Consider the following 24,942-nt stretch of genomic DNA (forward strand, 5'->3'; position numbering starts at 1 on the left):
CCACAATGACAAAGGGCACGATGCTCAAGCCCGTTCGGTCCGTGAGAAATCCTATGCGTGTCGCCCTGAAAATAACGCTGATGAGCGTTTCGCTGCTGGTCGCTGTCGACGCTTGGGCGCAAATCCCAAGCTTGGCCAAATGCACCCGAAGCGCCAATCTGCTGGCCTGCGTGGATGGCGACGGCAACGCCTACAGCGTCAACACCGTCGGAAGCACGATCTATCTGCGGGGCTTCGAAGCAGCCGGAAAACGCCATTGGGCGCAGACCAACAGTCGCTACGGACAACTCACGTTCTTCACCGGGCTCGCTTCCGATGGCGAGGCTTGGGTCGGCTACAATCGTCGCGTCGGCTGGACCACGATCAATCGGTTTTCCAGTTCCGGTGGCAGCAGCGGCAAGTTCACCTGTAGCCGAATTACAGGATGTTAGGCCTGGGATTTTTTCTGCTCTTGCTGCCAAGCGATGTAACTGTTTACCGGCGGATTTTTCTGGAAGTAGCGCTGTAACCCTTCGAACAAGCCATCGGCTACGGCCTGCTGGTGGCGAGCGGTGACCAGTCGCTGACTGTCGCGAGCGTTGGAGATGAAGCCGGTTTCACGTCAAAGCCCTTCTCGCGTTTCAGCCGTTTGGCCAATAGCTGGGCGATGGACAGCAACACGTCTTTCTCACGCTCACCTTTGGCGCCGATCGCTCCCGGATCTTTGCCGCCGTGACCAGGGTCGACCACCACGCGCTGGCCAGGATCAGGTTGAGCAAGTGACGTCTGTGCATGATGAAAGCCTGTTCATAAAAAAGGCATGGTTGATTTTAATGTAATAACATAACATATAGAATCGACTCCCATGATGGACCTGCTCATGAATGCGCTGACTCTGCCGGATATCGCCGCGCAGGCCTCACGCCAAGCCCTGCCACTCGACTGGGTGGGCATGTGCGGCATTGCTCTTCCTGTTTTGTTCGATGGCCAACGAATGAGTGCAATGGCCGACGCCGGCGTTAGTCTCGACGATGGCGAGGCGCGCGGGATTCATATGTCGCGGCTTTACTTGGCGCTGGAAATGCTCGAGAGAGAAAACCTGACGCCCGCCTTGTTGCGGCGAGTTTTGCAAAGTTTTCTCGAGACTCATGAAGGACTGTCCAACAGCGCGTACTTAAAAATCCACACCGATTTACTGCTCAAAAGACCGGCGCTGGTTAGTCCATTGGCCGGCTGGAAAACCTATCCAGTGAGCATCGAAGCACGTTTGAAAAACGCGATGTTCCACGTGGAACTAAAAATCGACGTGCCTTATTCCTCGACTTGTCCGTGTTCGGCCGCGCTTTCCCGGCAGCTGATTCAGCAGCAATTCGTCGATGACTTCGCCAACAAACCGCTGCAACACGCTGATGTGTTGGCTTGGCTCGGCTCCACAAAAGGCATCGTCGCAACGCCTCACAGCCAACGGAGCAATGCGAAATTGCGGCTTCGAGTGGACGACTATCTGGATGACTTGCCGCTGATCGCGATCATCAATGACGCCGAAGCAGCCCTCGGCACCGCCGTACAAACCGCCGTAAAACGCGCCGACGAACAAGCCTTCGCGCTGGCCAACGGGCAGAACCTGATGTTCTGCGAAGACGCCGCCCGCCGTTTGAACCTGGCCCTGAAACGCTCCCCCGGCATCAACGCCTTCTACATACGAGTCGTCCACGCGGAAAGCCTCCACGCACACGATGCGGTCGCCGAAAGCTGCTGGAATTGGGAGGCCGCATGATCCGTTGCCAAGCCTTACGATGGGGTGCACCCGGCCAGCCACTGACTCCATCCTTGGATTTCGATCTGGCCAAAGGAAGTCTGACCGCCGTAATCGGTGCCAATGGCTCGGGTAAAAGCAGCCTGCTGAAAGTCATCGCGGGTTTGCAAAAACCGCTGACCGGCAAAGTCATCTTGGATGTTCCACACAAGGGCGGCCTCTCGTTCCTTCCACAGCAACAACATCTGGACCGCCAATTCCCCATCAGCTTGCAAGAGTTAGTCGCCGCTGGATTCTGGGGTAGCACGCAGTCTCCCGAGATACGCAGACAACGCCTCAAAGCCGCGCTGGAAAACTGGTGTCTGAGCGGACTGGAACAGCGCCCATTGATGGCCTTGTCCGGCGGCGAATTACAGCGTGCCCTGCTCGCCCGTTTGAGCCTCGCGGAGGCGTCACTCCTGCTGCTCGACGAACCCCATGCCGCCCTCGACGAGCTCGGTCAGGCACTACTCTGGAAACACATTCACGCCTGGCATGCCGAAGGCCGAACCCAGGTGATCGTGTGCCATGACCTGGCCGCCGTTCGCCAACACATTCCTCAAACATTGCTGATCAAAAGCACCGGCTGCGTCCTCGGGTCGAGCGTTGATCTGATCCATCAACAACCACAAACGCGGGTGGCCTGATGCTCGCGGCCGCTCATCTTTGGCAACCGTTCCACGAGTTCGTGTTCATGCGTCGAGCACTTCTCGGCGGGTTGGTTCTGGCATGCAGCACCGCACCGTTGGGCGTGTTTTTGATCCTGCGTCGCATGAGTTTGATCGGCGACGCTGTGGCTCACGGCATTTTGCCGGGGGCCGCATTGGGCTTCTGGTTCGCCGGATTGAGTCTGCCGGCGCTGACCGTCGGCGGCCTCGGTGCCGGTCTCGGCATGGCCGGACTCGCTGCCTGGATCACCCGTCGCACCGGTCTGCGGGAAGACGCCAGCCTCGCCGCGATCTACCCGATCTCCCTTGCCTGCGGTGTGCTGATCCTCGGCATCGCCGGCAAACGCCTGGACCTGTTGCACCTGTTGTTTGGCTCGGCACTGGCGGTCGATGGCCCGACGTTGACGGGCATGCTCTGGGTCTCCGGCTTCAGCCTGATCGCCATGGCGTTCATCTACAAACCGCTGTTGCTGGACACCCTCGACCCACTCTTTTTGCAAACCGTCAGCCGACTCGGCCCCTTGGCTCACGGCGTATTTCTAACCCTGGTGGTGCTGAATCTGGTGATCGGTTTTCAAGCCATCGGCGCGCTGATGGTGGTCGGTTTGATGATGTTGCCCGCCGCCGCTTCTCGCTTTTGGAGTCGTCGCTTGCCGACGTTAATGGCCATCGCCGCCCTGCTTGGCTGTCTCTCGGTGTGGCTCGGATTGTTGCTGTCGTTCTACTACTCGCTCCCCAGTGGCCCGGCGATCGTGCTGGTGGCTGGCGGTTTGTATCTGCTGTCCGTGGTGTTCGGACCGGTGCACGGTTTGCTGCGCCGCCCGCCTTTGCTCACATCCCAATGAGGTGTTACCCGATGCGCGTTTTACTCGTGCTGTTCAGTTTGATGCTGTCGATGTCGCTGTCTGCTGCGGAAAAACTTCAGGTAGTCACCAGTTTCAGCATCCTCGCCGACATGACCCATCAAGTCGGCGGCGACCATATTCAGATCACCAACATGGTCGGCGCGGATGCCGATGCTCACACGTACGAGCCGACGCCGGACGACGCCAAAGCGTTGCTCAAAGCCAAACTCATCATCAAAAACGGCTTGGGTTTCGAGCCATGGCTGGACCGCCTGGTGACCAGCACCGAGACCAAAGCGCCAGTGATCAGCGCGAGCCGCGGCGTCATCCCGCGCTCCCTGGATGAAGATGGCGAGACGATTCCCGACCCGCACGCCTGGCACAATCTGGCGAACGCTGAGCTGTATATCAGCAACATCACCAAGGCACTGATTGCCGCCGACCCGACGAACAAAGCCGATTACGAACGCAACAGTCAGGTCTACCTGAAACAGATCTACGCGCTGCTCAGCGAAGCCAAGGTCAAACTCGGTTCGCTGCCATCGGGCAATCGCAAAATCGTGACGTCCCATGACGCCTTCGGTTACCTCGGTCAGGCTTACGGCATCGACTTCATGGCGCCTCAAGGCCTGTCCACTGAACGCGAACCGTCAGCCGCTGAAGTCGCTGCATTGATCACCCAGATACGCCAGGCCAAGGTCAAAGCGGTGTTCATGGAAAACATCAAGGATGCACGCCTGCTCAAGCAGATTGCCGATGAAAGCGGCGCGCACATCGGTGGCACGTTGTACTCCGATGCGCTCGCGGCGACCGGTCCGGCCAGCACCTTCGTCGGGTTGTTCAAGTACAACCTCAACACTCTGTACAACGCGTTGAGCAAGCCATGATCCGCAAGAATCCTTCCGGTGATTTGCCGGTGATAGCCGAATCTGCCTACGTGGATAAAACCGCCATCATCTGCGGCAAAGTGGTGATCGGCGAGAACGTCTTCGTCGGTCCTTACGCGGTGATACGCGCTGACGAAGTGGATGCCTCAGGCGAGATGGAGCCGATCACCATCGGCGCCAACTCGAACATCCAGGATGGCGTGGTGATCCACTCCAAGTCCGGCGCGGCAGTGACCATCGGCGAGTTCAGTTCCATCGCCCACCGCTCGATCGTTCATGGTCCGTGCAAGGTTGGCGACCGGGTGTTTATCGGTTTCAACAGCGTGCTGTTCAACTGCGCAGTCGGTGACGGTTGCGTGGTGCGGCACAACTCGGTGGTCGATGGTCGCGACTTGCCCGAAGACTTCTACGTGCCCTCCACCACCCGCATCGGCCCGAAGACAGATCTGTCGCAGTTCCCACCGGTGAGCGTCAGCGCCTCGGAGTTTTCCGAGGACGTGGCGCGCACCAACGTCGACCTGGTACGTGGCTACAAAGCCCTGCAGAACGAGTTCTGACCATGAGCAGCGTGCTGATTCGCAATGCCCGGCTGGTGAACGAAGGTCGGGAGTTTGAGGGTGATCTGTTGGTGAGCAACGGGCGAATCGTGAAGATCGCCAGTAGCATCCACGGTGAAAATGCCGACGTGGAAATCGACGCACAAGGGCAATGGCTGCTGCCCGGAATGATCGACGACCAAGTGCACTTCCGCGATCCAGGCTCGCCAGACAAGGGCAGCTTCTACACCGAATCCCGGGCTGCGGTGGCCGGTGGCATCACCAGCTTCATGGACATGCCCAACACTAATCCGGCGACCCTGACCCTCTGCGCACTGGCCGACAAAAAGCGCCGCGCGGCGATCAACTCCGTCGCCAATTACGGCTTTCATTTCGGCGTGAGCAACGACAATCTCGACACCGTCGCCAGGCTCAATCCCTGTGAAGTCGCCGGCGTCAAAGTGTTCATGGGCGCCTCGACCGGCAACATGCTGGTCGATGACCCAAGGATTCTCGAGCGGCTATTCTCCGAGGTGCCGACCATTCTGTTGGCCCACTGCGAACACACGCCCAGCATCGACGCCAACGCCGCGAACCTGCGTGACTTGTTCGGTGAACACATTCCTGCTGCGGCCCACCCACTGATCCGCAACGCCGAGGCCTGCTTTCGCTCCTCCTCAATGGCCGTCGACCTGGCCAGGCGTCACGGCACCCGACTGCACGTTCTGCACCTGACCACCGCCCGCGAACTGGCGTTGTTCGAAGACAAGCCACTCGCTCAGAAACGCATCACCGCCGAAGTCTGCCTGCACCACTTGCTGTTCGATGACCGGGATTACCCGAGCCTCGGCAACCTGATCAAGTGCAACCCGGCGATCAAAACCCAGGCCGACCGCGATGCCTTGCGCGAAGCATTGCTGAGCCATCGGCTCGACGTGATCGGCAGCGATCATGCGCCCCACACCTGGGCCGAAAAACAGCGGCCCTACAGCCAGGCGCCTTCCGGTTTGCCGTTGGTGCAGCACGCCCTGCCCGCGCTGCTGGAATTGGTCGCGGATGAAGTGTTGCCGATCACTACACTTGTGGCCAAGACCAGTCACCGGGTCGCCGATCTGTTCGCCATTCCCGACCGCGGTTATCTGCGCGAAGGCTATTGGGCCGACCTCGTTCTGATCAAACCGGAACCCGGAGGCGTCGCCGTTTCCCAGCAGCCGATCCTGTCTCAATGCGGCTGGACACCTTTTGCCCGACAGCGTTTCCGGCACAGCGTCAGCACCACGATCGTGTCGGGGCAAATTGCCTGGCACGACAAACGTCTTAATGACAACTGCCAGGGTTTACCACTACGGTTTATGCGCTAGCACTCGAGAGCACCGACATGATTCACATCACCCTGAGCGATGGTTCATTGCGTGAATACGACCAGCCACTGTCGGTGTACGAACTCGCCGCGAGTATCGGACCCGGGCTGGCAAAAGCGGCGGTGGCCGGCCGAGTGGACGGCATCCTGGTGGACTGTGAGTTCATGATCGAGGCCGATGCCCGGGTCAGCATCGTCACGCCTCAAGAGCCCGATGGGCTGGAGATCCTGCGACGCTCCTGTGCACTGATGCTGGCCATGGCCGTTAAACAACTCCATCCACAGGTGCAACTGCACGCAGGAACGGCGCTGGGTGACGGGTTCTTTCATGAGTTTTCTGTCGAGCGATCCTTAACGCCCGCAGACCTGCCACTGATCGAAGCCCGCATGCAGGCTCTGGCGGCGACCAATCACTCGATTCGCCGTCAAGGAAAGACGCCGCTGTACCGCTTGGGGAACGTCGAATCTACGATCGCTGGCCCGCATGTTCCCGCGACCAGAGTGCTGCAAGCGTTCACCCTCGACCACATCAGCGGTACGTTGCCGCAACGGATTTACGGTACGTGCTGGTCCTGCCAACAGGAGCTTGATAACTGGCGGACACCGCCGCACGTCATGATCGTCAGCATGGATCAACGTCAGGCGGATTACGCGCAGTCGGTGACCGAGGCATTGCGCAGAAGTGGCGTGCGCGCCCGTGTGGATCTGCGCCACGAGAAAGTCCGCCAAAAGATTCGCGAGCACAGTCAGCACGTGCCGTATCTGGTGGTGATCGGGGAGAAAGAAAAAGAAGGCGGGTTTGTCAGTGTGCGCAGCCGCACAGGGGAAGACTTCGGGAGGATGGGTGTTGAGACGGTGTGTGAGTGGTTGAATCAGGCCCGCTCCCACACAGCCATGTAGGGCGCGGGCCTGCTGGCAGGCTTTAAGCTCTTGGCTTAACGGTCCCGCAATCCTGCCCCAACCACACGGCGCGGCTATCGAGGCTGCCCTTCTGCTGAATGCCGGTGGCGTTGAACGTGCCATTAACCTTGGTGGTGAACTCACGATCACTGAGGAAAGTGGCGACACCGGTGCCCTGCGCTTTCGGACAGCTGAAGCGGAATTTCCACTGATTCCCGCTGCGGTCAGTGATTTCCTGCTTGCAGCCCGACTGTGGATCGGTCAGCGGAATGTCGTCGCTCTTCACCTGTTCCGGCGTCAGGCAAGCCCGAATGCCCTTACCGCCCATGGTGATGCCCTGCTTTTCCAGCTGCGCACGCTGTGCCGGGGTCATCTGGCCCTGCAACTGGCCAAGGATCAGCTGCAAGTCCGGGAGATTCTGGTCATCGACCTTCATGTTGCTTGTGGTCAATTCCCACAAGCCGGGCTGCAGCATCTGCGCCTGAGCAGCCACAGGAAGTGACAAACCAACAGCCATGGCCAAACCCAGAAGACGAACGTTCATCGAGTAACTCCTGATCAGTAGTGGCCGTTAGACGTCAGCCAGCGGCTTCGGTTCATGGGCCAATTAAATAGCGACATTCTGCACGGAACATGGTCTGTTAAGCATTGAATCTTCAGGAGCAAGGCTGCCCCCATGGATTACTTTGGACCGCATATTTTCGGCTACATGATTGCACTGCTACACACGCTGGGCCTGATCGCTGCCATCCACGCCGTGCTCACCGTCCGGACCGCCCAGGGATCGATCGCCTGGGCCCTCTCGTTGCTGTTTATCCCCTACCTCACGCTCATCCCCTATCTGGTCTTCGGCCGCAGTACCTTCGATGGCTACATCAAGGCTCGCCGCCAGGCCAACGAAGAAATGCGCAAGGCAATCTCCGAGCTCAACTGGCGCCCTTGGGTAGAAGAGGCGCTGACCGCTCGCGCCTCAAATGCTTACGCGTCCTTGAGGGCCATGCCGAAACTGGGGCGCATGCCGTGCCTGGCGAACAACGAAGTGCGCTTGTTGATTAACGGCCAGGCCACCTTCAACGCCATTTTTGAAGCCATCAGCAACGCGAAGGAAGCGGTGCTGATTCAGTTTTTCATCATCCACGACGATCGCCTCGGCCAACGACTGCAAACCTTGCTACTGCAGAAAGCCGCCGAAGGCGTGGCGGTTTATTTGTTGTACGACCGCATCGGCAGCCACTCCCTGCCTCACAGTTACGTGCAGCCGCTGCGCGATGCCGGCGTCGAGGTCAAAGCCTTTGCGACCCGCAGCGGCTGGCTCAACCGCTTCCAGGTCAACTTCCGCAACCACCGCAAGATTGTGGTGGTCGATGGCGTATTGGGTTTCGTCGGTGGGCACAACGTCGGCGACGAATACATGGGCGAGAAACCACCCCTGGCGCCGTGGCGCGATACCCATGTGCAAGTACGCGGACCGGTGGTGGCCTGCATGCAGGAATCGTTTGCTGAAGACTGGTTTTGGGCCGCCCGTTCATTGCCGCCGCTGATCCTGCCGGACGTTTACCCGGACGACGGCGTGCTCTGCCAATTGCTCGCCAGCGGTCCGGCGGATTCCTACGAAACCTGTTCGTTATTCTTCGTCGAAGCCATCCATGCGGCAACCGAGCGGGTGTGGATCACCAGCCCTTATTTCATCCCCGACGAAGCCGTGTTCGCGGCGTTAAGGCTGGCGGTTCTGCGAGGCGTGGATGTGCGGCTGCTGCTGCCCTCTCGACCGGACCACCGAATCGTCTACGCCGCCTCCAGCCTGTATGCCTTCGAAGCCGTGCGCGCTGGCGTGCGGGTGTTCCGCTACGAACCCGGATTCCTGCATCAGAAAGTGGTGTTGATCGACAGCGAAATCAGCGCCATTGGCAGTGCCAATCTGGACAACCGCTCGTTCCGGCTGAATTTTGAAGTGATGTTGTTGACGGTCGACAGCGCGTTTGCCGCCGAAGTAGAACAGATGCTCAATGATGACTTCGCCCAGGCCCACGAGATCGCCAAAGAAGAAAGCCGGGAGACCCGCCGCCTGCAACAGGTCGGCATGCGGGTCGCCCGGCTTATTTCACCGATACTTTAAGGGTTGTAGATATCGTCTCGCGTCCATGGCAGTTCATGGCTGCCATCGGGGTGGGCTTTCACAGCCAGGATCTGGTGCAAGTTGATCCAGCCCTTGGCGAACGCGTAAGCGCAGCCCGCCAGGTACAGCCGCCAGATCCGCAGGGCCTGCTCCGGTACCAGCCTGGAAGCTGCTTCCAGATTGTCCTCCAGGCGTTCGCTCCAGTGGTCCAGCGTACGCGCGTAGTGCAGGCGCAGACTCTCGACGTCGACGATCTCCAGCCCTGCTTCGCTGATCTCGGCAGAGATCATCGACAAATGCGGCAGCTCGCCATTGGGGAACACATACCTCTCGATGAATTCGCCGGCACCGCGCCCCACCGGACGGCCGTCGATGCGCTTGGCGGTGATCCCGTGGTTCATCACCAGGCCACCCTCCTTCACCGCACCGAACAAGGTCTTGCAGTACTCGGCCAGATTGGCATGACCAACGTGTTCGAACATCCCGACACTGACCACTTTGTCGAAGCGACCGTCCTGAGGCAGGTCGCGGTAGTCGAGCAGTTGCAGTTCGACCAGATCGTCCAGGCCTTCGGCAGTCACCCGTTCACGGGCAAGTGCCAGTTGCTCTTTACTGAGCGTGATCCCGAACACCTTTGCACCAAACTCCCGGGCCGCATACCGTGCCAGCCCCCCCCAACCGCAACCGACATCCAGCAGATATTCCCCTGGCTGCAGCCGCAGCTTGCGGCACAGGTGGCGAAATTTGGCTTGCTGGGCTTGCTCCAGCGTTTCGCTGCCGGTCTCGAAATAGGCGCAGGAATACGCCATGTCACTGTCGAGCCACAGCTGATAAAACGCATTGGAAAGGTCGTAGTGGTAGGAAATCGCCTTGGCGTCTGCTTCTTTGTCATGAGGGGTGCGCACTGGCTGGCTGTCTTGATCACCGAGCAATGCCTGGCTCCACTCATCGCAGACGCGGATCACGTCGCTGATGGAGCCTTCCAGCTCAAGTTTACCTTCGACAAACGCCGCTCCGAGCGCGTCCAGGCTTGGATGAGTGAACTGGGTAACCATTTGTGGGTCCTTGACCACAATTGTGACGCTAGGCGTCGGCCCCAGGTTGAATTCATGGCCGTCCCAGAGTCGCAGGCGTAGCGGTATCTGCAGATTCTGTAAGGCCGGAGGAAGGTGCGCGAGCATGGATAGTCCCTCTAGTTTCAGACGTCTGATGTGAGGGTAGACCATCCTTGAAAAATAGCTGGCTACCGAATTAACAGCCCTTTTCTATGATTCGTAACGCTCGAACCAACCGTCGCGAATTCACAAAATTGATTGCCCTCACCTAGATGACTACGAATTCGTCGTACAGTTCTGAAAACTTGAAACCGCCCGTGATCGCGCTGTTTAGAGCATTCACCCGGCGTACTCAATCCTCATCCTCAAGCTTGAGCAATGGTTCCTGAAAACGCAGTAACCGCCCGGCGTTACCCAACACCAGCAAGGTGCTGAAGTTGTGCAACAGCGCAGCAATCATCGCTCCCGCAGCGCCAAGCCAGCCGAAGGCGGCGAAGGCGACAATCGCCAGCGTCCAGCCCAGGCCGATGATCACGTTAACCTGCAACGTGTGCCGGCATTGGCGACTCAAGCGCACACACGTGGCGAGTCGACGCAGGTCGCTGCCGATCAGGACGATGTCGGCCGAGGCCAGCGCGATGTCCGCCCCACCCGCGCCCATGGCCACGCCGACCACACCGGCCTTGAGCGCCAGCGAATCGTTAATCCCATCTCCCACGACCATCGGCCGGAAGCCGCTGCCGATTTCCTTCAGCACACGATTGAGTTTGTCCTCCGGCAACGCTTGAGCTTCAACGTCGCTGATCCCGACATCCCGCGCAAGTGTGTGCGCGACGCTTTGCCGATCACCTGTCAGCAGCAACTGCCGGCCCAACCCCAATTCACGTAGCTCGCTCAAAGCAAATCGAGCTTCAGGTTTGACGCTGTCGGCCAGCAACAGCCAGGCGAGGAATTCACCGTTGAGCGCCAGCCCAGCAATCGGGCCATCGTGGTCGGGGACACTTGAAGTGGCGATGCCCAATTGGGTGAACAACTCCGGACGACCGAGTGCCGCCTCGCCCTGCTCCGTCATCGCCACCACGCCCAACCCCTGACGTTCGTGGATATCGGAGAGCAGCAGAAAATGTTCCTGGGTGACCAACCCGGCGAGCGCGCGGCTGACCGGATGACTGCTGGCAGAACCGAGGCTGGCAGCGAGTTTAAGGACGTGGCTACGATCCTCGATTGGGCTGTCGATGGATTGCAAACGCAAGGTGCCGAAGGTCAGGGTTCCGGTCTTGTCGACCACCAGTGAAGTCAGGTCTGCCAACTCTTCGAGGAACGCGGAGCTGCGAATCAGAATCCCGTGCCGAGCAGCCACCGCCACGCCGGCAATTGCCGTGGCCGGCGCGGACAACACCAATGCACAAGGACAGGCCGCCACCAACACCGCGAGCATGGCCTGGGCATCGTTAGTGACGAACCAGGTCACGGCGGCCAGCAGCAACACCAGCACCATGTAGCTACCGGCGTAGCGTTCCAGCAAACGCGTGATCGGTGGTTTGGAACGCTCGGCGCTTTGCATCAGCGCGATGACTTTGCCGAGGGTCGACTCATTGCCGGTGCGAGTCACTTCGATGCGCAGCAGACCGTCGAGGTTGATCGCGCCGCCGAAGACTTGCATGCCGACGCCCGCCTCCATCGGCACCGATTCGCCAGTAATCGAAGCGGTGTCCAGGCTCGCCTGACCGGACAACACCCGACCATCCGCCGGCACCCGATCACCCGCGCGCACCTCGACGAGGTCGCCGGCCTTGAGTGTGCCGTTATCGACTTCGACGATGGAGCCATCGGGCTGAACTTTGCGCGCGTGGCTGCGCGTCAGTTTGCCGAGGGCGCGAATCGCCTCCTGGGAACCGATCACGCTGCGCTCTTCCAGCACGTGGCCGAAGATCATGATGATTGGCAGCAACGCCGCAGTCAGCAGATCACCCGTGGCCCACGCCCCGAGCATGGCCAGGGCGATCAATTGATCAGTGATCCCGTGCAAGCTTGGATAACGCAGGCTGTACCAGGCCGAACGCATCACGGGCACGGCCACCAATAACGAAGCAAAGCCCAGCAGCAATTGACTGACGCCCGTCTGCTCCGGCGACAACCAGCGCCAGGTCAGACCGAGTGCGAGCAGGCCCAAAGCGAGCATGGCCAGGGTCAATTGGCGCGCGGCGCTGCGTTGCTCAGCCGAGGACAACATGCTCGGTGCGGCGGCGGTTTGGGCGGTCATTGTGCTGCTCCCTGAATGATCAGGCGGGAATCGTCTTTCGGATTGACCGTGGTCACAGAGCCAGCCTGACCGAGAATCTTCGGCATCCGTTCGCGGTAGATGCGCAGCAACATTTGCGGGTCGGTCCCTTGTTGTTGCGCCTTGGCCAGACTCAATACCGTGGCCGTGTCAGCCGAGGCTTTGGCCAGTCGTTCGCTCGCTTGGGCGTGAGCGACTTGCAGCGTGCGATCGGCTTGTTCGTTGGCGGACTGAGTCAGTTTCTCGGCTTCAGTGCGAGCATTGGCTACGGCTTTGTCGGCTTGTTGACTGGCGGTCAGAACAGCGTTGAAGGCGTTGACCGCCGGGCCAGGCAGACTCGATTGCACGTCGACTCGCGTCGCTTCAATACCTAACCCCTGCCCGGTCGCTGTCAGGTCAGCCAAGCGCTGATTGATGGCTTGCACCAGATCACCGCGCAACCGTTCGCGGCGTTCAGCAGCCTGACTATCGGCGCCGATCAGCTCCGGTCGAGCGACCAGAATAGTGTCCAGATCTCGTGCGGCAGTGAGGGTCACCGCGCTGCGAGTCACCAATCGATCCAGCGCCGGCAACACATGTTCGCCTTGAAGGACGAAGGCATACGGCTCGGTCACTTTGTAGAAAACACGCACATCCAGTTGCACCACGCCCGCGTCTCCGGTGAGCAAATAACCGGAGCCGGCGAGTGCATCGCTGATCGGTGTAGCGAAACTGGCCGCTCGGTCTGCCTGCAACGCAGCATCTGTGCGCAGCAGGTTTTCCACCCGACGCTCAATCACCCGATCCGCCGCGGGCAACAAAATCACCTGCTCAAACGGGCGAGGCCAGGCCAATAGCAGGCCAGCATTCTGGATGCGATCCAGCGCGCCGAAGTGCAAAACCACCGCGCGATTTTGCGGATCAATCTGCCGCACATTGGAAAATGCCCACACCAAAGCGGCCAGTACCGTCACGGCGTAAAGAGCCAAGAAAGCCAATCGCCCAGCCTGAATCCAGGGACTGCTTAACTCGTTTGTTCCACGTGGAACTAATTTCATGGCTGCGACCCGGACTTGTTGTCGAGGGTCGGCGGACCGTCAACCAACACCCGGAATGGCGCGGCGTCGGTGCGCAGAATCAGCTTCGTGCCGGGCGTGACGATCGTGCCCAGTGTGTCGAGGGAGCGCAGCAGGTTGTAGAGCTGTGGCGATCCGGCGTAGGCGCGGCCATAAATCTGTGCGGCTTCGACGCGCGATTGAGCTTCGATATCGGCAGCTTTCACCGTCGCATCGGCTTGTACGATTCGCGCGTCACGCTCGGCAGCGGAACGAATTTGCGCCGCTTCGCGCTTACCGATGGCCGTGCGTTCGGTGGCGATTGTTTCACGCTCGGCACGCATGCGATCGACCGTAGCGGTGAGGGTAACCGACGGCAAGGTCAGACGCTCGACGCCGACCTGCAGCACCCGTACACCATAAGTCGTAAGCAACTGCTGATCGATTTGCTGACGCAACTGCGCTTCAAAATCAGCGATGTGTACTTTGTTGGCGTCGGTGTTCACCAGATTAGCCAGATCAAAACTGCTGGCCGTGGTTTCCAGCGCAGAGCCAACAAACGTGCGAATCTGCCGCGCGGCTTCGTCCGGCTGATTCTGTACGGCGCGCATGAAACGTTGCACGTTGTCCGGATCACCCTGAACCTGCCAGGCCACATAAGCCTGAACGATGATGCGCAAACCGTCCCGCGTACCCACGTCCTGTAAACCACTCGAGGTCGTGCGCAGTCGCAGATCGACAGGAATCGCCGCTTCAAAAGGAGCAGGCCAGCGCCAGCCAAGACCTGGTTCCAGCAATACCCGCGACGGATTACCGAAACGGGTGATCACCGTCGCCTCCCCCGAACGCACTTGCACCAGGCTCGCTGCCGCGATGGCGAACGCTACCAACAACGCTGCCCAACCCATTCGCCGCCATGGGAACGGGCCAGCTTCTTGGGGATCACCGTGATGGTGATGGCCGTGGTGATGCCCGCCATGGCCGTGATCGTGGCCAGTGTGGTCATCGTGATCGTGAGTGTGCGACTGGCTCAATTGGCAGCTCCTGGCTGAGCGGTTTTACGCGCCGGCGCAGGGTCAGCCGGCAGCGTGAATGTACGGAGGTCGATGGTCGGCGCGTTACTGCTGCCGCCCAAGCGATGATCGAGCACCAGCAACCTTGCATTGGCCAGGCCCTGGGACAGTTGGCTGAAGTACTGCTCCAGCACGAAGGCCTGGCCGGCGCTGGCGTAGGCCTTTTGCTCGGCGCCGAATCTCAAGTCAGCCGCTTGAGCGGTGGCGTTGATTTCACGAGCGCTGGCCGTCGCTTGATCGCGTGCGATGCTGGCCTGCAATTGCGCCTGGTTGGTGGCCTCCGCCGCCGCACCGCGCTCGCGGGAAATCAATGCCTGGGCGCCAATCTGCGCAGCCTGAACACCGTGATAAGCATTGGCGGCACCGGCCGGCGGATGAATCGCCTCGACCACGGTGGCGAGAATTTCCACGCCGCTGTCGAGTTTCTGCAAGTCAGCCTGTACCGCCTGACCAATCTCTTCGGCGAGCCCTACCCTGTCCTCACCGAGCAAACCGTCGAGGGTTCGCGAAGCGAAGTCATGAACCAAAATCCGGCTGGCGGTGCTGCGGATCAGCGTCGGGACGTCGGCGCTGTTGTAGGTCGCGGCCAATGCCGCTTGATCACTCAGGCCGATGCGATAGACGAAACGCACGTCCATGTTGACGATCTGGAAGCTCTGCTTGTCGGCTCGGCTGCTGGCAATGACTTGGGATTTGTCGTTCACATGGCTGGCGTCCCATAAGCGATTGGCAATCGCGGGCGCCGGGCCTTCGGCGGGTTCGGCCACGACCGGCGCCGGTGTGTCGCCAACACTGGTGGCCAACTCGTGGACCACACCGTTTTCGACGCTCAACACTCGGCCCAGAGGCCAGGGCAAACCTGCGTGCAAACCAGGACCGAACACCTCCACCGGTTTGCCGAATCGCTCGTAGATGCCTCGCCCTTGCATGGGGATTTCGTGAATGCCAGTGAGTGACCAACCGACAATTGCCACCACCATCAGCACCGGAAAAAACGCCCGACGCATGTAGGTGAAGGCCCAGATCTGCCGCAGGTCGATGCCGAAGCGGTTGTGCAATTCGTGCTGCAACGCCAACAAGGGTTGCGGCGGCCAGCGCAGCATGTCGGCGACGAAGCTGCGCGCCAGCAAGCCAGGTTCGAGTTGTTCGCGCTGCGGACTGAACAACGACAGCAGGGCGCGCAACAGCAGCTCGGCGGCGACCAACCCTGGCAGCAAACCCATCAGCACTGCCAGACGCACCGGCCAGATTGAAGTTTCGCTACCGAACAATAGGCACAAAGCGCTGAGCACCAGGCCAATGATCGCCACCCGTGTCAGCTGCGCCAACGACTCTGCTTCGGGCGATTGGGCGACGTTTTCCTGCGCCAGTTGACGCTCCAGCACCAACAAACCGAAGGCCAGCAACAACGACAGCGCCGCACCGACACTGGCCCACATTCCCAGTGCGGCGGGCGGCAGTGCAAGGTTCCAGACTTGTTCGATGCTCAACAACGTCACCAGCGACCAACCCGCGAGCCACAGTGTCGGAGCGCCGATCTGCACCAGCATTCGCAACCATCGCTGGCTGAGCCGATCCAGCAGCTGTTCGTACCAGCCCACCGGGGCAACGACTTCGTCAGCAACGACGACCTGCACAACCGGGTTCAACGCCCGCGCGCGCCACTGCGTCACCCACCAGGCTGATTGCAAACCGGCGACCAGCACCAGCAAACCGGCGCTCTGATTGACCAGCAACGCGGGCCAGAGCGACTGCGGCGCAAACAGCCCGACAAAAAACGCCAGCAACCAACCTGTCGCCGCAAGAGCGCCCAGACCGATTGTGAACTGACGTAACCGTCGCCCTTGAAAAACCGCCTGCTGGAAACGCGGTAGCCCGGCTACTTGCGTCCCATCGACATCGAGATCGACTTGCATACCACCCCAGTGTTTATCGTTGCTCATATCGCAATTCGTTACGATATAACGAAAGCCGTGAAATTTCCGTTCTTAAATGCTGTATCTAAAGGCGCTCAGCCTGTCGCTTGGCTGAAGCCTTGACCGAAATGCTGCAGAACGCACATATTACGTTCGTAATTTTATCCAGGAACTACGTTTACCCATTCCGATCCCATTCACTCCAGGAGTACACCATGAGCACCTATGACGTCGTGATTCTGGGCGGAGGCCCCGGTGGTTATAACGCGGCGATCCGCGCCGGGCAGTTGGGCCTCAGAGCGGCTTGCATAGAAGGACGCGCCACCCTCGGCGGCACCTGCCTGAACGTCGGTTGCATGCCGTCAAAAGCGTTGCTGCACGCCTCCGAACTCTACGACGCCGCCATGGGCACGGAATTCGCCAACCTGGGGATTGAAGTCAAACCCACACTCAATCTCGCGCAGATGATGAAACAAAAGGATGAAAGCGTTGCGGGATTGACCAAGGGCATCGAGTTTCTGTTTCGCAAAAACAAAGTCCATTGGCTCAGGGGCTGGGGCCACATCGACGGGCCCGGCAAAGTGACGGTGACCGACAGCCAGGGCGGCAAGACCGAACTGAACGCCAAGGACATCATCATCGCCACCGGCTCTGAGCCCACTCCCCTGCCCGGTGTGGACATCGACAACAAACGCATCCTCGATTCGACGGGCGCGCTGTCACTGACTGAAGTGCCGAAACATCTAGTGGTGATCGGCGCCGGGGTGATCGGCCTGGAGCTGGGTTCGGTGTGGCGGCGTTTGGGCGCTCAGGTGACCGTGGTCGAGTTTCTCGACCGGATCTGCCCTGGTGTAGATGATGAGGCGGGCAAAACCCTGCAACGCTCGCTGAGTAAACAGGGCATCAACTTCAAATTGAGTTCCAAAGTCACCAGCGCCACAACCTCGGCGACCGGCGTTCAGCTCAGCGTCGAGCCTACGGCTGGCGGCACCGCCGAATTGCTTGAAGCGGATTACGTGCTGGTATCCATCGGACGCCGGCCCTACACCCAAGGCCTGGGGCTGGAAAACGTCGGCCTCGCCACGGACAAGCGCGGCATGCTCGCCAACAAGGGCCATCGCACCGAAGCCGCTGGCATTTGGGTGATCGGCGACGTCACGTCCGGGCCGATGCTCGCCCACAAGGCGGAAGATGAGGCCATGGTCTGCATCGAGCAGATTGTCGGCAAGGCTGCCGAGGTCAACTACGACCTGATCCCCAACGTGATCTACACCAAGCCCGAACTGGCCAGCGTCGGCAAGACCGAAGAACAACTGAAGGCAGAAGGTCGCGCCTATAAAGTCGGCAAGTTTCCCTTCACCGCCAACAGCCGGGCAAAGATCAATCACGAGACCGAAGGCTTCGCCAAAGTGCTGGCCGATGAGCGCACCGACGAGATTCTCGGCGTGCACCTTGTGGGTCCAAGCGTCAGCGAAATGATTGGCGAATATTGCGTGGCCATGGAGTTCAGCGCTTCCGCCGAAGACATTGCCCTGACCTGTCATCCACACCCGACCCGCTCCGAGGCCTTGCGCCAGGCGGCGATGAATGTGGAGGGGATGGCGACGCAGATGTAAGCCTGGAGATTGGCGGTGGCGGGTCTACCGCTATCGCGAGCAAGCTCGCTCCCACATTAGGTTTTGTGAACGCCACAGATCAAATGTGGGAGCGAGCTTGCTCGCGATTGGGTCAACTCGGTCTCAGGCCGGTAAATGCTCCAACGGCAACGCCCCCGGCGTCTTCACCGTATGAATCGCAAAGTTGCTACGGATGTCACTTACACCCGGCAATTTCAGTAAACGCCCCGTAAGAAAACGGTCATAGGCGCGCAAATCCGGCACCACCACTTGCAGCAGAAAATCCGATTCCCCTGACACCAGAAACGCCGAAATCACTTCGGGTAACGCCGTCACGGCCAGGCGAAAGGATTCGGCCTGCTCATCGTTGTGCCGTTCGACCTTGACCCCAACAAACACCGTCAGCCCAAGCCCTACTTCGTCGCGATCCAGATTGGCCTGATAACCGCGTATGACCCCGGCTTCTTCGAGCATCCGTACCCGGCGCAAACAAGGCGAGGCGGACAGACCGATCTCGTCAGCCAGTTGCACATTGCTCAGGCGACCGTCCCGTTGCAGCGCAGCGAGAATCTTGCGGTCGTAGGCGTCGAGTTTCATGGTTTGGCAGATCCTGATGGTTTACCCGCAACTGAGTAGCAGGTTATGCCAACAAGAAGCATTTTAGAAGCGAACTACGCAACCACCTGCCCTGCCCTCCAGCCCTAGACTGGCCGTACCGAATCGACAACGAATGGGGTGCAACGTGGCGGGACTCTGGGTGTTTTTCATGGCGCTGGCGGTGGTCTATCTGTTGCCGGGCCCGGACATGATCCTGTTGTTGCAAACCGGTGCCCGCCAGGGCAAAGGCGCGGCGCTGGCGACTGCGGTGGGTTTGGGTGTGGCCCGGGGATGCCATGTGGCGTTGGCAGCGTTGGGGTTGGCGGCATTGTTCAAGGCTGCACCCTGGACGTTCGACGTGGTACGGCTGGCCGGGGCCGCGTATCTACTGTGGATCGGCATTCAATGCCTGCGAACCACCATGCTGCCGAACTTGAACGGAGCAGACGCCACCACCGAGAAACCTCGCTGGCGCACAGCGATCCAGCGCGGTTTGCTGACCAACCTGCTCAACCCCAAAGCATTGTTGTTCTGCTCGGTGCTGCTGCCGCAATTCATCGATCCACACGCCGGGCCAGTGCTCGCGCAATTTGCGACCCTGGGCGTGGTGTTGGTTGGCGTTGGGTTGTTATTCGACAGCGCTTACGCCCTGACCGGCGCAGCGCTTGGCCGTTGGCTGCAACGCAGTCCTTCGGCCCAGCGCCTGCAGCAGTGGCTGTTTGGCAGCCTGTTGATCGGCTTCGCCGTGCGGCTGACCTTTGTGCAACAGGCTTGAGCCTTACCGCGTCTTGCGGCGGCGGTTGATAAACAACAACGCCGCTGCGATGACCGCTATCACACCGCCAATCTGCAACGGAGTTTTGTAGGGCCGCAGCTGCGTACGCGCGGCGTCGGTAACCTGGGTCACATAGCGCTTGTCGACGTTCTGAAAGTCCGGATCCTGGCATTGATGACCAAAATCGCCAGCCCAGACCACATACGGGCCTTCCTCGACATACCGACGGTAGAACGCGCTTTGCTCTTGCAGGCTGGTGCCCCACGACGACGCCTTGCACAGCACCGAAGCAAACGCCTGACTGCTCTGGGGCAGATGATCAGCGGCCTTGCTTGCCAAAGCCGTGGCGACAAACCGGTAGTGGAAACGCTCATCAGGCTTCGCCACCGTGGCTTGCTGGCGCTGCACTTCACCCTCGGCCATCAGCGACCCGACCTTGAGTTCGGGCGCTTCAAGACTGTAATTGCCGCCGAAGGTGGCGTAATCCGGGGACAACTCGTAGCCCAACAACTCCATTCCGCCGAAACGAGCCAGTGTCGCGGCATGGTAGTAAGCGAATGCCCGTTTGGTCGGCCACCATTTTGATTCTGCATCGTGGCGCAACTGCCCGTACCACGTGGCCTTATGTTGCAAGTCGGCATTATCGAAATAGGCTGACGCTTCGTCATACCGCTCTTCGCGCAGTAAGCGCCGCCCGAGCAAATTTCGCAGTTTCGCCGCCACCGGCAACGGCACGTAGTTATCGCGATCCTGTTGGCTAAGCGGCGCTGGTGCCGGCACTTGAGTGTCGACGTATTGCTTGAGCTCATCGACGGTCAACACGCGCTCGGCGACCGTGGCAGCGTCGAACCAGTAGATATCTTGACTGCGATAAAGCTGATCGAACGCTTGCAGGTAATCTCCGCGTTGCAACGCCAGGATCGCGCTTTCACCCTCAACCCTGCACTTGGGCTGAAGCGTTTCGAAGTCCCAGTCTGGCGTGCGCCGCTCACCCCACGACTCACTTTGCGGGAAGGCCTGGGCAGCCTTGGCGTACGCCGCGGCAGCCGCGTTTTTATCACCATCGCGCATGGCCAGTTTGGCCCGCAACCACCACGCCAGTCCGCCATCACCGGCGTGTTCGAGGAACGCCTTGGCGCTGGCGTAATCACCCTGTTGATAATTCACCGCTGCCAAGCGATCAGCATTGTCGAGGCTACCGCGGGTGCTGTTTTGCAGCAGTTTGATCAGTTTCAATTCGTTCGGTGGTTGATCACCGAATGACCAGCCCAGTCGGCTGATTAACGAGGCCGTCACCAGTTGCTGCACCGGTTTGCCCTTGAGCAACGCCGCCAGTTGATCCTCCGGCAGCGCCGCCAGATCCGCCACCAACAGTTTCAGCGAGGTGTAACCCACCGCCGAACCCTGAAGATTTTGCGTGGCGTAGAGTTCGATGGCGCTGTTCCAGTCGCCGGCGGTGCGGGCCACGCGGGCCTCTTCACCGAGGCTGGCGATACCCAGTTCCAGTGGATCACTGAAGCCGTCAATGCTTAGCTGTCGGGTCTGCTCGAAGGCCTTTCGAGACTGAGCCAAAAGATCAGGGCCAGCGTCCGCTTCAGAGCTCATGGCAAACAGCGCCCGACCTAACGAGTAAGCCGCCCAAGTGCTGCGCAACGCCCGTTGATCCGCTGGCAATGCCAGCACCTTTTGGAAGTACTCAGCTGCCAGTCCATGATCACCGGCATTGAATGCCACAGCACCAGCCAGATAGAGCTTGAGCTCAGCCGGAAGGCTCGCGCCCTGAATCTCGACTTCGTGCGCATCAGTCAGGCTGCGTAACTGTTTCACCACCATCTGCTGCTCAGCCGTCAAACCGGATTGTTCAGCCTTATCCCGCTGTTCTGCGTAGTCGGGCGCGTCCATGTTATAGGCGGTTTCGGTGACGTTCTTCAGCCCGGCGACCGCATGCCCGAGGCGACTGATTTCAAATCTGAAGTTACCTTCCGGCAGTTCCGCCAGCGACTGGCCACGGTTGTCCAGCAGACGCATCGGGAAGTCTGGCCCGCAGGCCAGCGCCGAACCCAGCGGCAGGCTGAGGCTCAGGCAAAGCAGATGGCGGGGCCAGTTACGGGTAAACATTCGAACCTCCTTGATCAATATGTGCGCAACGAGCCCAACCCACGGCGCGCTGCCCGCCGGCCGGTATTCGACCGTCGCGCAGGCGGGTGAAGGTAAGCAGATCCGGGCGCTGTTGCAACGCATAACCGGCCAGCGCATCGGCGCCGTCACAGCCCTGCACCGCGAGTGTCAGGCGTTCGGGCCAGGCACTGTCGAGGTTGCCCTGATTGCTGAGGCTGATGTCATAGAGGCCGTTCTGCACCGAGAGTTTCAGCGCCAGTCGACTATCGAGGGCATCACCACGCGCCACGGCGACCAAGGTCGTCAGGCTCCAGGCCCGGCGGTCGCTGGCCAGCGGCAAACGAAACCAGATCAGGCCCGCAAGATGAGCGGGCGGATCGTTGCGCAACTCGGTGCCGAGCCGGCTCAGTTGCTGCGGATCGGCGAGCAATTCCCGGCGTTTTCCGCCCTGTTCGATCGGCACTTCGCTTTCCACTACCGGCGCACCACGGCCCGGCAACAACGCCACACCATAGGCCGGCAGCGCCAGATAGAAAGGTTTGGAAGTGATGCGGCTCCAGGCCTTGGCCCATTTGCTGGCCTGATCCGGGTCGAACAAGCCAAGACGCGGATCGCTCACCGCATGCACCTGCAACACGCTGCTGTCGACTGTGGATAACAATGCCGGCAATTCGGGACTGTCGAGCCAGGCCGGCAATGCGGTGATGCTCAGCGGAATTGAGGGCGGCAAAACTGAGCGCAAGTGCGTAAGAAATTCGCGGTAGGCCGGTAGCCGAGCATTACCGGCATCGTGGTCAATTTCCACGCCGGAGAGATTCAGCCCCTGCCCTTGCCAATCGCCGAGCAGCTGCTGGATCTGCGCGGTGACTTCGTCGCGATCCAGCGACTTGAGTTGGCCATCGAGCCGAATCACCGCGATCAGCGGCCGACCATCACGTTTGAGCAGCGCCGGATCAATCCGCGCCCGGCTCCAACCCGCCTCGGGGAATGCCTGCAAGGCCAGCACCCGCAGGGTGGAAAAGTCAGCGCGGCTGTCCCTCAGCGCCGCTTCGTGGGCCGGTGTCCATTGCCGTTGCCAGACGTAGAGTTGCTGATCGAGCGGTGGCGCGTCCTGTTGTTCGCAACCGTTGAGCAGCACTACCGCGGCAAGCAACGCCGACAGACGAACGAAAAAATACATAAAGCCCCTTGAGCCGGATCAGATCCTTTGTAGCAGCTGCCGAGCCTGCGAGGCTGCGTAGCAGTCGCCAATACTACGCGCACGGTGTATCTGAAGAACCGCTGTGTCTGATTTTACGACTGCTTCGCAGCCGAACGCAGCCTCGCAGGCTCGGCAGCTGCTACAAGTCGAGGACCAACGGCTGCGACCCCTGCGCCGGAATCGCACAACAAATCAGCACTTGTCCGTCATCCGGCACTTCGGCCGGCGGCTGTGGATAATTCACCTGGCCGCTGATCAGGCGAGTCTTGCAGGTCCCGCAGGAACCGCCGCGGCAGCTGAATTCCGGGCGCAATCCACGGCTTTCCGCCAACTCCAGCAAACTGCCACCGTCAGGTTGCCAGCGAGCCTCTTTAGCCGAGCGCTGAAACACCACCGGCACCGAGGTCGTAGCAGCGGGCGGTTGCTCGATGACCACCGCATCGGGGTCCGGCACCCGGCGCAAGGTCGAGGGGCCGAAGGTTTCGGCGTGAATCCTTGCATCACGGATGTCCAGTTCCCGCAGGCCGTCGTACAGCCCTTGGGTAAAACTGCTCGGACCACAGAGGACAAAATCCAGCTGATCGTAGTCCTCCACTTCAAGGAGGGTCTTGAGTAGCGCGGTGTCGATCCGCCCCGTCAGGTCGAAATCCTCACCCTCCAAGGCCCCTGCTTCGGGCTGACTCACCAGACGCAACACCCTGACCGCATCACCGGCGTCTTCGAGCAAGCGATCCAGCTCCGGACGAAACGCTTGATCGGCCAACGTGCGCGAACTCTGGAAAAACCAGGTCGGCCGAATGCGGCGGGTGCGCAGGCCTTGGTAAACCACTTCGCGCAGCATCGACAGCAGCGGCGTGATGCCGACGCCGGCAGCCAGAAGCACCAGCGGCCGACGTTCATTAGGTACCACGGTGAAATGCCCCTGAGGCGCACGAGCCTCCAACAGATCACCGACACGCACCTGTTCATGCAGATGCGAAGACACCACGCCTTCACGCTTCACACTGATGCGGAAAAAATCATCGGACGGCGCGCTCGACAGGCTATACGTGCGGATATGCACCTCGCCGGCAATGTTGAAGCGCAGCGGCAGATGCTGTCCGGCCTGAAACACTGGCAACCCCGCGCCATCGGCAGGCTCCAGATAGATCGAGCGGATGTTGTGGCTTTCCTCTTTGATGCGCGCCACCCGCAGCGGCCGCCAACGATCGCCCATGGCTTGGGCTTGCAGACGGGCGTTGGCCTGCGCCCAGGTACCGGTCAGCAAACTGGTGGGCGACACGCCATCGAAGCGCCACCGCAGAGCAAGCGCCGCGGGCCGACGCACCACGCTTTCCACCTCGAATGTCCACAAGCGCTCGGCCCCTTGAAACGCCTCGACCTGTGGGCCTTCAAGAATGACTTCGGTGCGACCGCTGAGGTGCAGCAGGTCTCCCGAATTGAAATCGATAAACAGCAAACCGGCCCGGGGATTGAGCAGCAGGTTGCCCAAGGTGTTGAAAAACAGGTTGCCGGCAAAATCGGGAATGGTCAGGCGATTGCCTTCTACCTGTACGAAACCGGCCTGGCCGCCGCGGTGAGAAACATCTACCGAGCGTTGGCCATCGACGTCCACGTAACTGGCGACAAAGAACGTATCGGCTCCCGCGATCAGAGCTTTCGCCGCATCATCCAGCCCGTTGAGGTGTTGCGCGATGCGAGTCGACGGATCGGCCAGTGGCACCGAGCGAAACTGCCGCAATTGAATGTATTGCGGGCAATTGCCATAGGACTGCTCAACTGCCACATCGAAGCCGCTCGCCGTCATCGCGCCGACTCGGCCGTTGAGACGATTGCGGCGACGGGTGTGCAGTTCGATCCCCAGCAGGCCGATCGCCGCGCCCTCCGTCAATTGCGCCGGATCATCCGCGCCCGGAAGGCTGCTGAATTGCAGCGCACCCGGCGTGGGCGAGTGAGCGAAACCCGGTGGCCCTTCAAGAATACTGGCCCAGGGATTACCGTCGGCATCCACCGCGCCGTACAGCATGAACGGCAGTTGCTCATAGAACGTACGGTGCTGATCCGGCATCTCGCTGCGAATCACCTTACGACCGAGCACCTCCATTCGTTCGGCAATGCCCACATGAGCCTGCAACTGTTTCTCGCCGGCGTGCCAGGGTGAACGGTCCACAACGACTTCTCCCCTGCGCC

21 protein-coding genes and 1 pseudogene are annotated in these 24,942 nt (G+C 60.3%); 11 read left to right on the top strand and 11 right to left on the bottom strand.

The window, feature by feature from the left end:
- The first annotated feature begins 53 nt into the window (after positions 1-53).
- Positions 54-431, top strand: a complete 378-nt coding sequence (locus ACA079_RS32245; RefSeq protein WP_497702145.1) for a glutamine synthetase — start codon at positions 54-56, stop codon at positions 429-431.
- Here the strand turns inward: ACA079_RS32245 and ACA079_RS32250 are convergent.
- Positions 428-756: pseudogene (locus ACA079_RS32250) on the bottom strand (N-acetylmuramoyl-L-alanine amidase family protein); the annotation flags it as partial. The gene ACA079_RS32245 and the pseudogene ACA079_RS32250 overlap by 4 nt on opposite strands.
- A gap of 103 nt (positions 757-859) precedes the next feature.
- Here ACA079_RS32250 and folE2 point away from each other — a divergent pair.
- The 7 genes from folE2 to ACA079_RS32285 are packed head-to-tail and all read left to right on the top strand — an operon-like array spanning position 860 to position 6,970.
- A complete protein-coding gene (gene folE2 / locus ACA079_RS32255; protein ID WP_497702146.1) occupies positions 860-1,756 on the top strand; it encodes a GTP cyclohydrolase FolE2 in 897 nt (298 codons plus the stop codon).
- Positions 1,753-2,421 (top strand): metal ABC transporter ATP-binding protein, encoded by a 669-nt coding sequence (locus ACA079_RS32260; RefSeq protein WP_497702147.1) that lies wholly within the window; start codon positions 1,753-1,755, stop codon positions 2,419-2,421. The genes folE2 and ACA079_RS32260 overlap by 4 nt, the downstream gene beginning before the upstream one ends.
- Positions 2,421-3,287, top strand: coding sequence for a metal ABC transporter permease (locus ACA079_RS32265; RefSeq protein WP_403145284.1), 867 nt, complete (start codon positions 2,421-2,423; stop codon positions 3,285-3,287). The genes ACA079_RS32260 and ACA079_RS32265 overlap by 1 nt, the downstream gene beginning before the upstream one ends.
- A gap of 11 nt (positions 3,288-3,298) precedes the next feature.
- Positions 3,299-4,174 (top strand): metal ABC transporter substrate-binding protein, encoded by an 876-nt coding sequence (locus ACA079_RS32270; RefSeq protein ID WP_497702148.1) that lies wholly within the window; start codon positions 3,299-3,301, stop codon positions 4,172-4,174.
- Positions 4,171-4,731, top strand: coding sequence for a gamma carbonic anhydrase family protein (locus tag ACA079_RS32275; RefSeq protein WP_056738548.1), 561 nt, complete (start codon positions 4,171-4,173; stop codon positions 4,729-4,731). Before ACA079_RS32270 ends, ACA079_RS32275 begins: the two co-directional genes overlap by 4 nt.
- Positions 4,732-4,733: 2 nt before the next feature.
- On the top strand, positions 4,734-6,071 hold the full coding sequence (locus tag ACA079_RS32280) for a dihydroorotase (protein ID WP_497702149.1): 1,338 nt from the start codon (positions 4,734-4,736) through the stop codon (positions 6,069-6,071).
- Positions 6,072-6,088: 17 nt separating this feature from the next.
- Entirely contained in the window at positions 6,089-6,970 is an 882-nt protein-coding gene (locus tag ACA079_RS32285; RefSeq protein WP_497702150.1) for a His/Gly/Thr/Pro-type tRNA ligase C-terminal domain-containing protein, read from the top strand.
- Positions 6,971-6,992: 22 nt separating this feature from the next.
- Here the strand turns inward: ACA079_RS32285 and ACA079_RS32290 are convergent, their stop codons facing one another.
- Positions 6,993-7,514 (bottom strand): DUF3617 domain-containing protein, encoded by a 522-nt coding sequence (locus ACA079_RS32290; RefSeq protein WP_415772377.1) that lies wholly within the window; start codon positions 7,512-7,514, stop codon positions 6,993-6,995.
- Between the two features lie 132 nt (positions 7,515-7,646).
- Here ACA079_RS32290 and cls point away from each other — a divergent pair, with 132 nt between their 5' ends.
- Positions 7,647-9,086, top strand: a complete 1,440-nt coding sequence (cls, locus tag ACA079_RS32295; protein ID WP_497702151.1) for a cardiolipin synthase — start codon at positions 7,647-7,649, stop codon at positions 9,084-9,086.
- Here cls and cfaB read toward each other — a convergent pair.
- From cfaB to hflK (ACA079_RS32320), 5 genes are all read right to left on the bottom strand, one after another.
- Positions 9,083-10,267, bottom strand: coding sequence for a C17 cyclopropane fatty acid synthase CfaB (cfaB, locus tag ACA079_RS32300; RefSeq protein WP_497702152.1), 1,185 nt, complete (start codon positions 10,265-10,267; stop codon positions 9,083-9,085). The genes cls and cfaB overlap by 4 nt on opposite strands.
- A gap of 226 nt (positions 10,268-10,493) precedes the next feature.
- Positions 10,494-12,404: a cation-translocating P-type ATPase gene (locus ACA079_RS32305; RefSeq protein WP_497702153.1), complete on the bottom strand. Its 1,911-nt coding sequence runs from the start codon at positions 12,402-12,404 to the stop codon at positions 10,494-10,496.
- Positions 12,401-13,459, bottom strand: coding sequence for a protease modulator HflK (gene hflK, locus ACA079_RS32310; RefSeq protein WP_497702154.1), 1,059 nt, complete (start codon positions 13,457-13,459; stop codon positions 12,401-12,403). Before hflK (ACA079_RS32310) ends, ACA079_RS32305 begins: the two co-directional genes overlap by 4 nt.
- On the bottom strand, positions 13,456-14,490 hold the full coding sequence (hflC, locus tag ACA079_RS32315; protein WP_415772382.1) for a protease modulator HflC: 1,035 nt from the start codon (positions 14,488-14,490) through the stop codon (positions 13,456-13,458). Before hflC ends, hflK (ACA079_RS32310) begins: the two co-directional genes overlap by 4 nt.
- Positions 14,487-16,445, bottom strand: coding sequence for a protease modulator HflK (gene hflK / locus ACA079_RS32320; RefSeq protein ID WP_497704406.1), 1,959 nt, complete (start codon positions 16,443-16,445; stop codon positions 14,487-14,489). Before hflK (ACA079_RS32320) ends, hflC begins: the two co-directional genes overlap by 4 nt.
- Positions 16,446-16,660: 215 nt before the next feature.
- Here hflK (ACA079_RS32320) and lpdA point away from each other — a divergent pair, with 215 nt between their 5' ends.
- Entirely contained in the window at positions 16,661-18,061 is a 1,401-nt protein-coding gene (lpdA, locus tag ACA079_RS32325) for a dihydrolipoyl dehydrogenase (protein WP_497702155.1), read from the top strand.
- Positions 18,062-18,184: 123 nt separating this feature from the next.
- On the opposite strand, the gene ACA079_RS32330 is transcribed toward lpdA, so the two are convergent.
- A complete protein-coding gene (locus ACA079_RS32330; RefSeq protein ID WP_150657759.1) occupies positions 18,185-18,658 on the bottom strand; it encodes an Lrp/AsnC family transcriptional regulator in 474 nt (157 codons plus the stop codon).
- A 145-nt stretch (positions 18,659-18,803) separates the two neighbouring features.
- Here ACA079_RS32330 and ACA079_RS32335 point away from each other — a divergent pair, with 145 nt between their 5' ends.
- A complete protein-coding gene (locus tag ACA079_RS32335) occupies positions 18,804-19,433 on the top strand; it encodes a LysE family translocator (RefSeq protein WP_497702156.1) in 630 nt (209 codons plus the stop codon).
- Positions 19,434-19,436: 3 nt separating this feature from the next.
- On the opposite strand, the gene ACA079_RS32340 is transcribed toward ACA079_RS32335, so the two are convergent.
- The 3 genes from ACA079_RS32340 to ACA079_RS32350 form a co-directional block, all read right to left on the bottom strand.
- Positions 19,437-21,551 carry a hypothetical protein gene (locus tag ACA079_RS32340; RefSeq protein WP_497702157.1) on the bottom strand — a complete coding sequence of 705 codons (2,115 nt, stop codon included), beginning with the start codon at positions 21,549-21,551 and terminating at the stop codon, positions 19,437-19,439.
- Complete coding sequence (locus ACA079_RS32345) at positions 21,538-22,731, bottom strand: DUF3142 domain-containing protein (protein ID WP_497702158.1); 1,194 nt, start codon at positions 22,729-22,731, stop codon at positions 21,538-21,540. The genes ACA079_RS32340 and ACA079_RS32345 overlap by 14 nt, the downstream gene beginning before the upstream one ends.
- A gap of 160 nt (positions 22,732-22,891) precedes the next feature.
- Positions 22,892-24,922: a pyridoxamine 5'-phosphate oxidase family protein gene (locus tag ACA079_RS32350; RefSeq protein ID WP_497702159.1), complete on the bottom strand. Its 2,031-nt coding sequence runs from the start codon at positions 24,920-24,922 to the stop codon at positions 22,892-22,894.
- Positions 24,923-24,942 lie beyond the last annotated feature (20 nt).

It is taken from the genome of Pseudomonas sp. LBUM1645, from assembly GCF_059716185.1.

Coding starts and splice junctions, on each gene's coding strand:
- ACA079_RS32245 (WP_497702145.1), top strand. CDS start 54: ATGCGTGTCGCCCTGAAAATAACGCTGATGAGCGTTTCGCTGCTGGTC.
- folE2 (WP_497702146.1), top strand. CDS start 860: ATGAATGCGCTGACTCTGCCGGATATCGCCGCGCAGGCCTCACGCCAA.
- ACA079_RS32260 (WP_497702147.1), top strand. CDS start 1,753: ATGATCCGTTGCCAAGCCTTACGATGGGGTGCACCCGGCCAGCCACTG.
- ACA079_RS32265 (WP_403145284.1), top strand. CDS start 2,421: ATGCTCGCGGCCGCTCATCTTTGGCAACCGTTCCACGAGTTCGTGTTC.
- ACA079_RS32270 (WP_497702148.1), top strand. CDS start 3,299: ATGCGCGTTTTACTCGTGCTGTTCAGTTTGATGCTGTCGATGTCGCTG.
- ACA079_RS32275 (WP_056738548.1), top strand. CDS start 4,171: ATGATCCGCAAGAATCCTTCCGGTGATTTGCCGGTGATAGCCGAATCT.
- ACA079_RS32280 (WP_497702149.1), top strand. CDS start 4,734: ATGAGCAGCGTGCTGATTCGCAATGCCCGGCTGGTGAACGAAGGTCGG.
- ACA079_RS32285 (WP_497702150.1), top strand. CDS start 6,089: ATGATTCACATCACCCTGAGCGATGGTTCATTGCGTGAATACGACCAG.
- ACA079_RS32290 (WP_415772377.1), bottom strand. CDS start 7,514: ATGAACGTTCGTCTTCTGGGTTTGGCCATGGCTGTTGGTTTGTCACTT.
- cls (WP_497702151.1), top strand. CDS start 7,647: ATGGATTACTTTGGACCGCATATTTTCGGCTACATGATTGCACTGCTA.
- cfaB (WP_497702152.1), bottom strand. CDS start 10,267: ATGCTCGCGCACCTTCCTCCGGCCTTACAGAATCTGCAGATACCGCTA.
- ACA079_RS32305 (WP_497702153.1), bottom strand. CDS start 12,404: ATGACCGCCCAAACCGCCGCCGCACCGAGCATGTTGTCCTCGGCTGAG.
- hflK (WP_497702154.1), bottom strand. CDS start 13,459: ATGAAATTAGTTCCACGTGGAACAAACGAGTTAAGCAGTCCCTGGATT.
- hflK (WP_497704406.1), bottom strand. CDS start 16,445: ATGCAAGTCGATCTCGATGTCGATGGGACGCAAGTAGCCGGGCTACCG.
- lpdA (WP_497702155.1), top strand. CDS start 16,661: ATGAGCACCTATGACGTCGTGATTCTGGGCGGAGGCCCCGGTGGTTAT.
- ACA079_RS32330 (WP_150657759.1), bottom strand. CDS start 18,658: ATGAAACTCGACGCCTACGACCGCAAGATTCTCGCTGCGCTGCAACGG.
- ACA079_RS32340 (WP_497702157.1), bottom strand. CDS start 21,551: ATGTTTACCCGTAACTGGCCCCGCCATCTGCTTTGCCTGAGCCTCAGC.
- ACA079_RS32345 (WP_497702158.1), bottom strand. CDS start 22,731: ATGTATTTTTTCGTTCGTCTGTCGGCGTTGCTTGCCGCGGTAGTGCTG.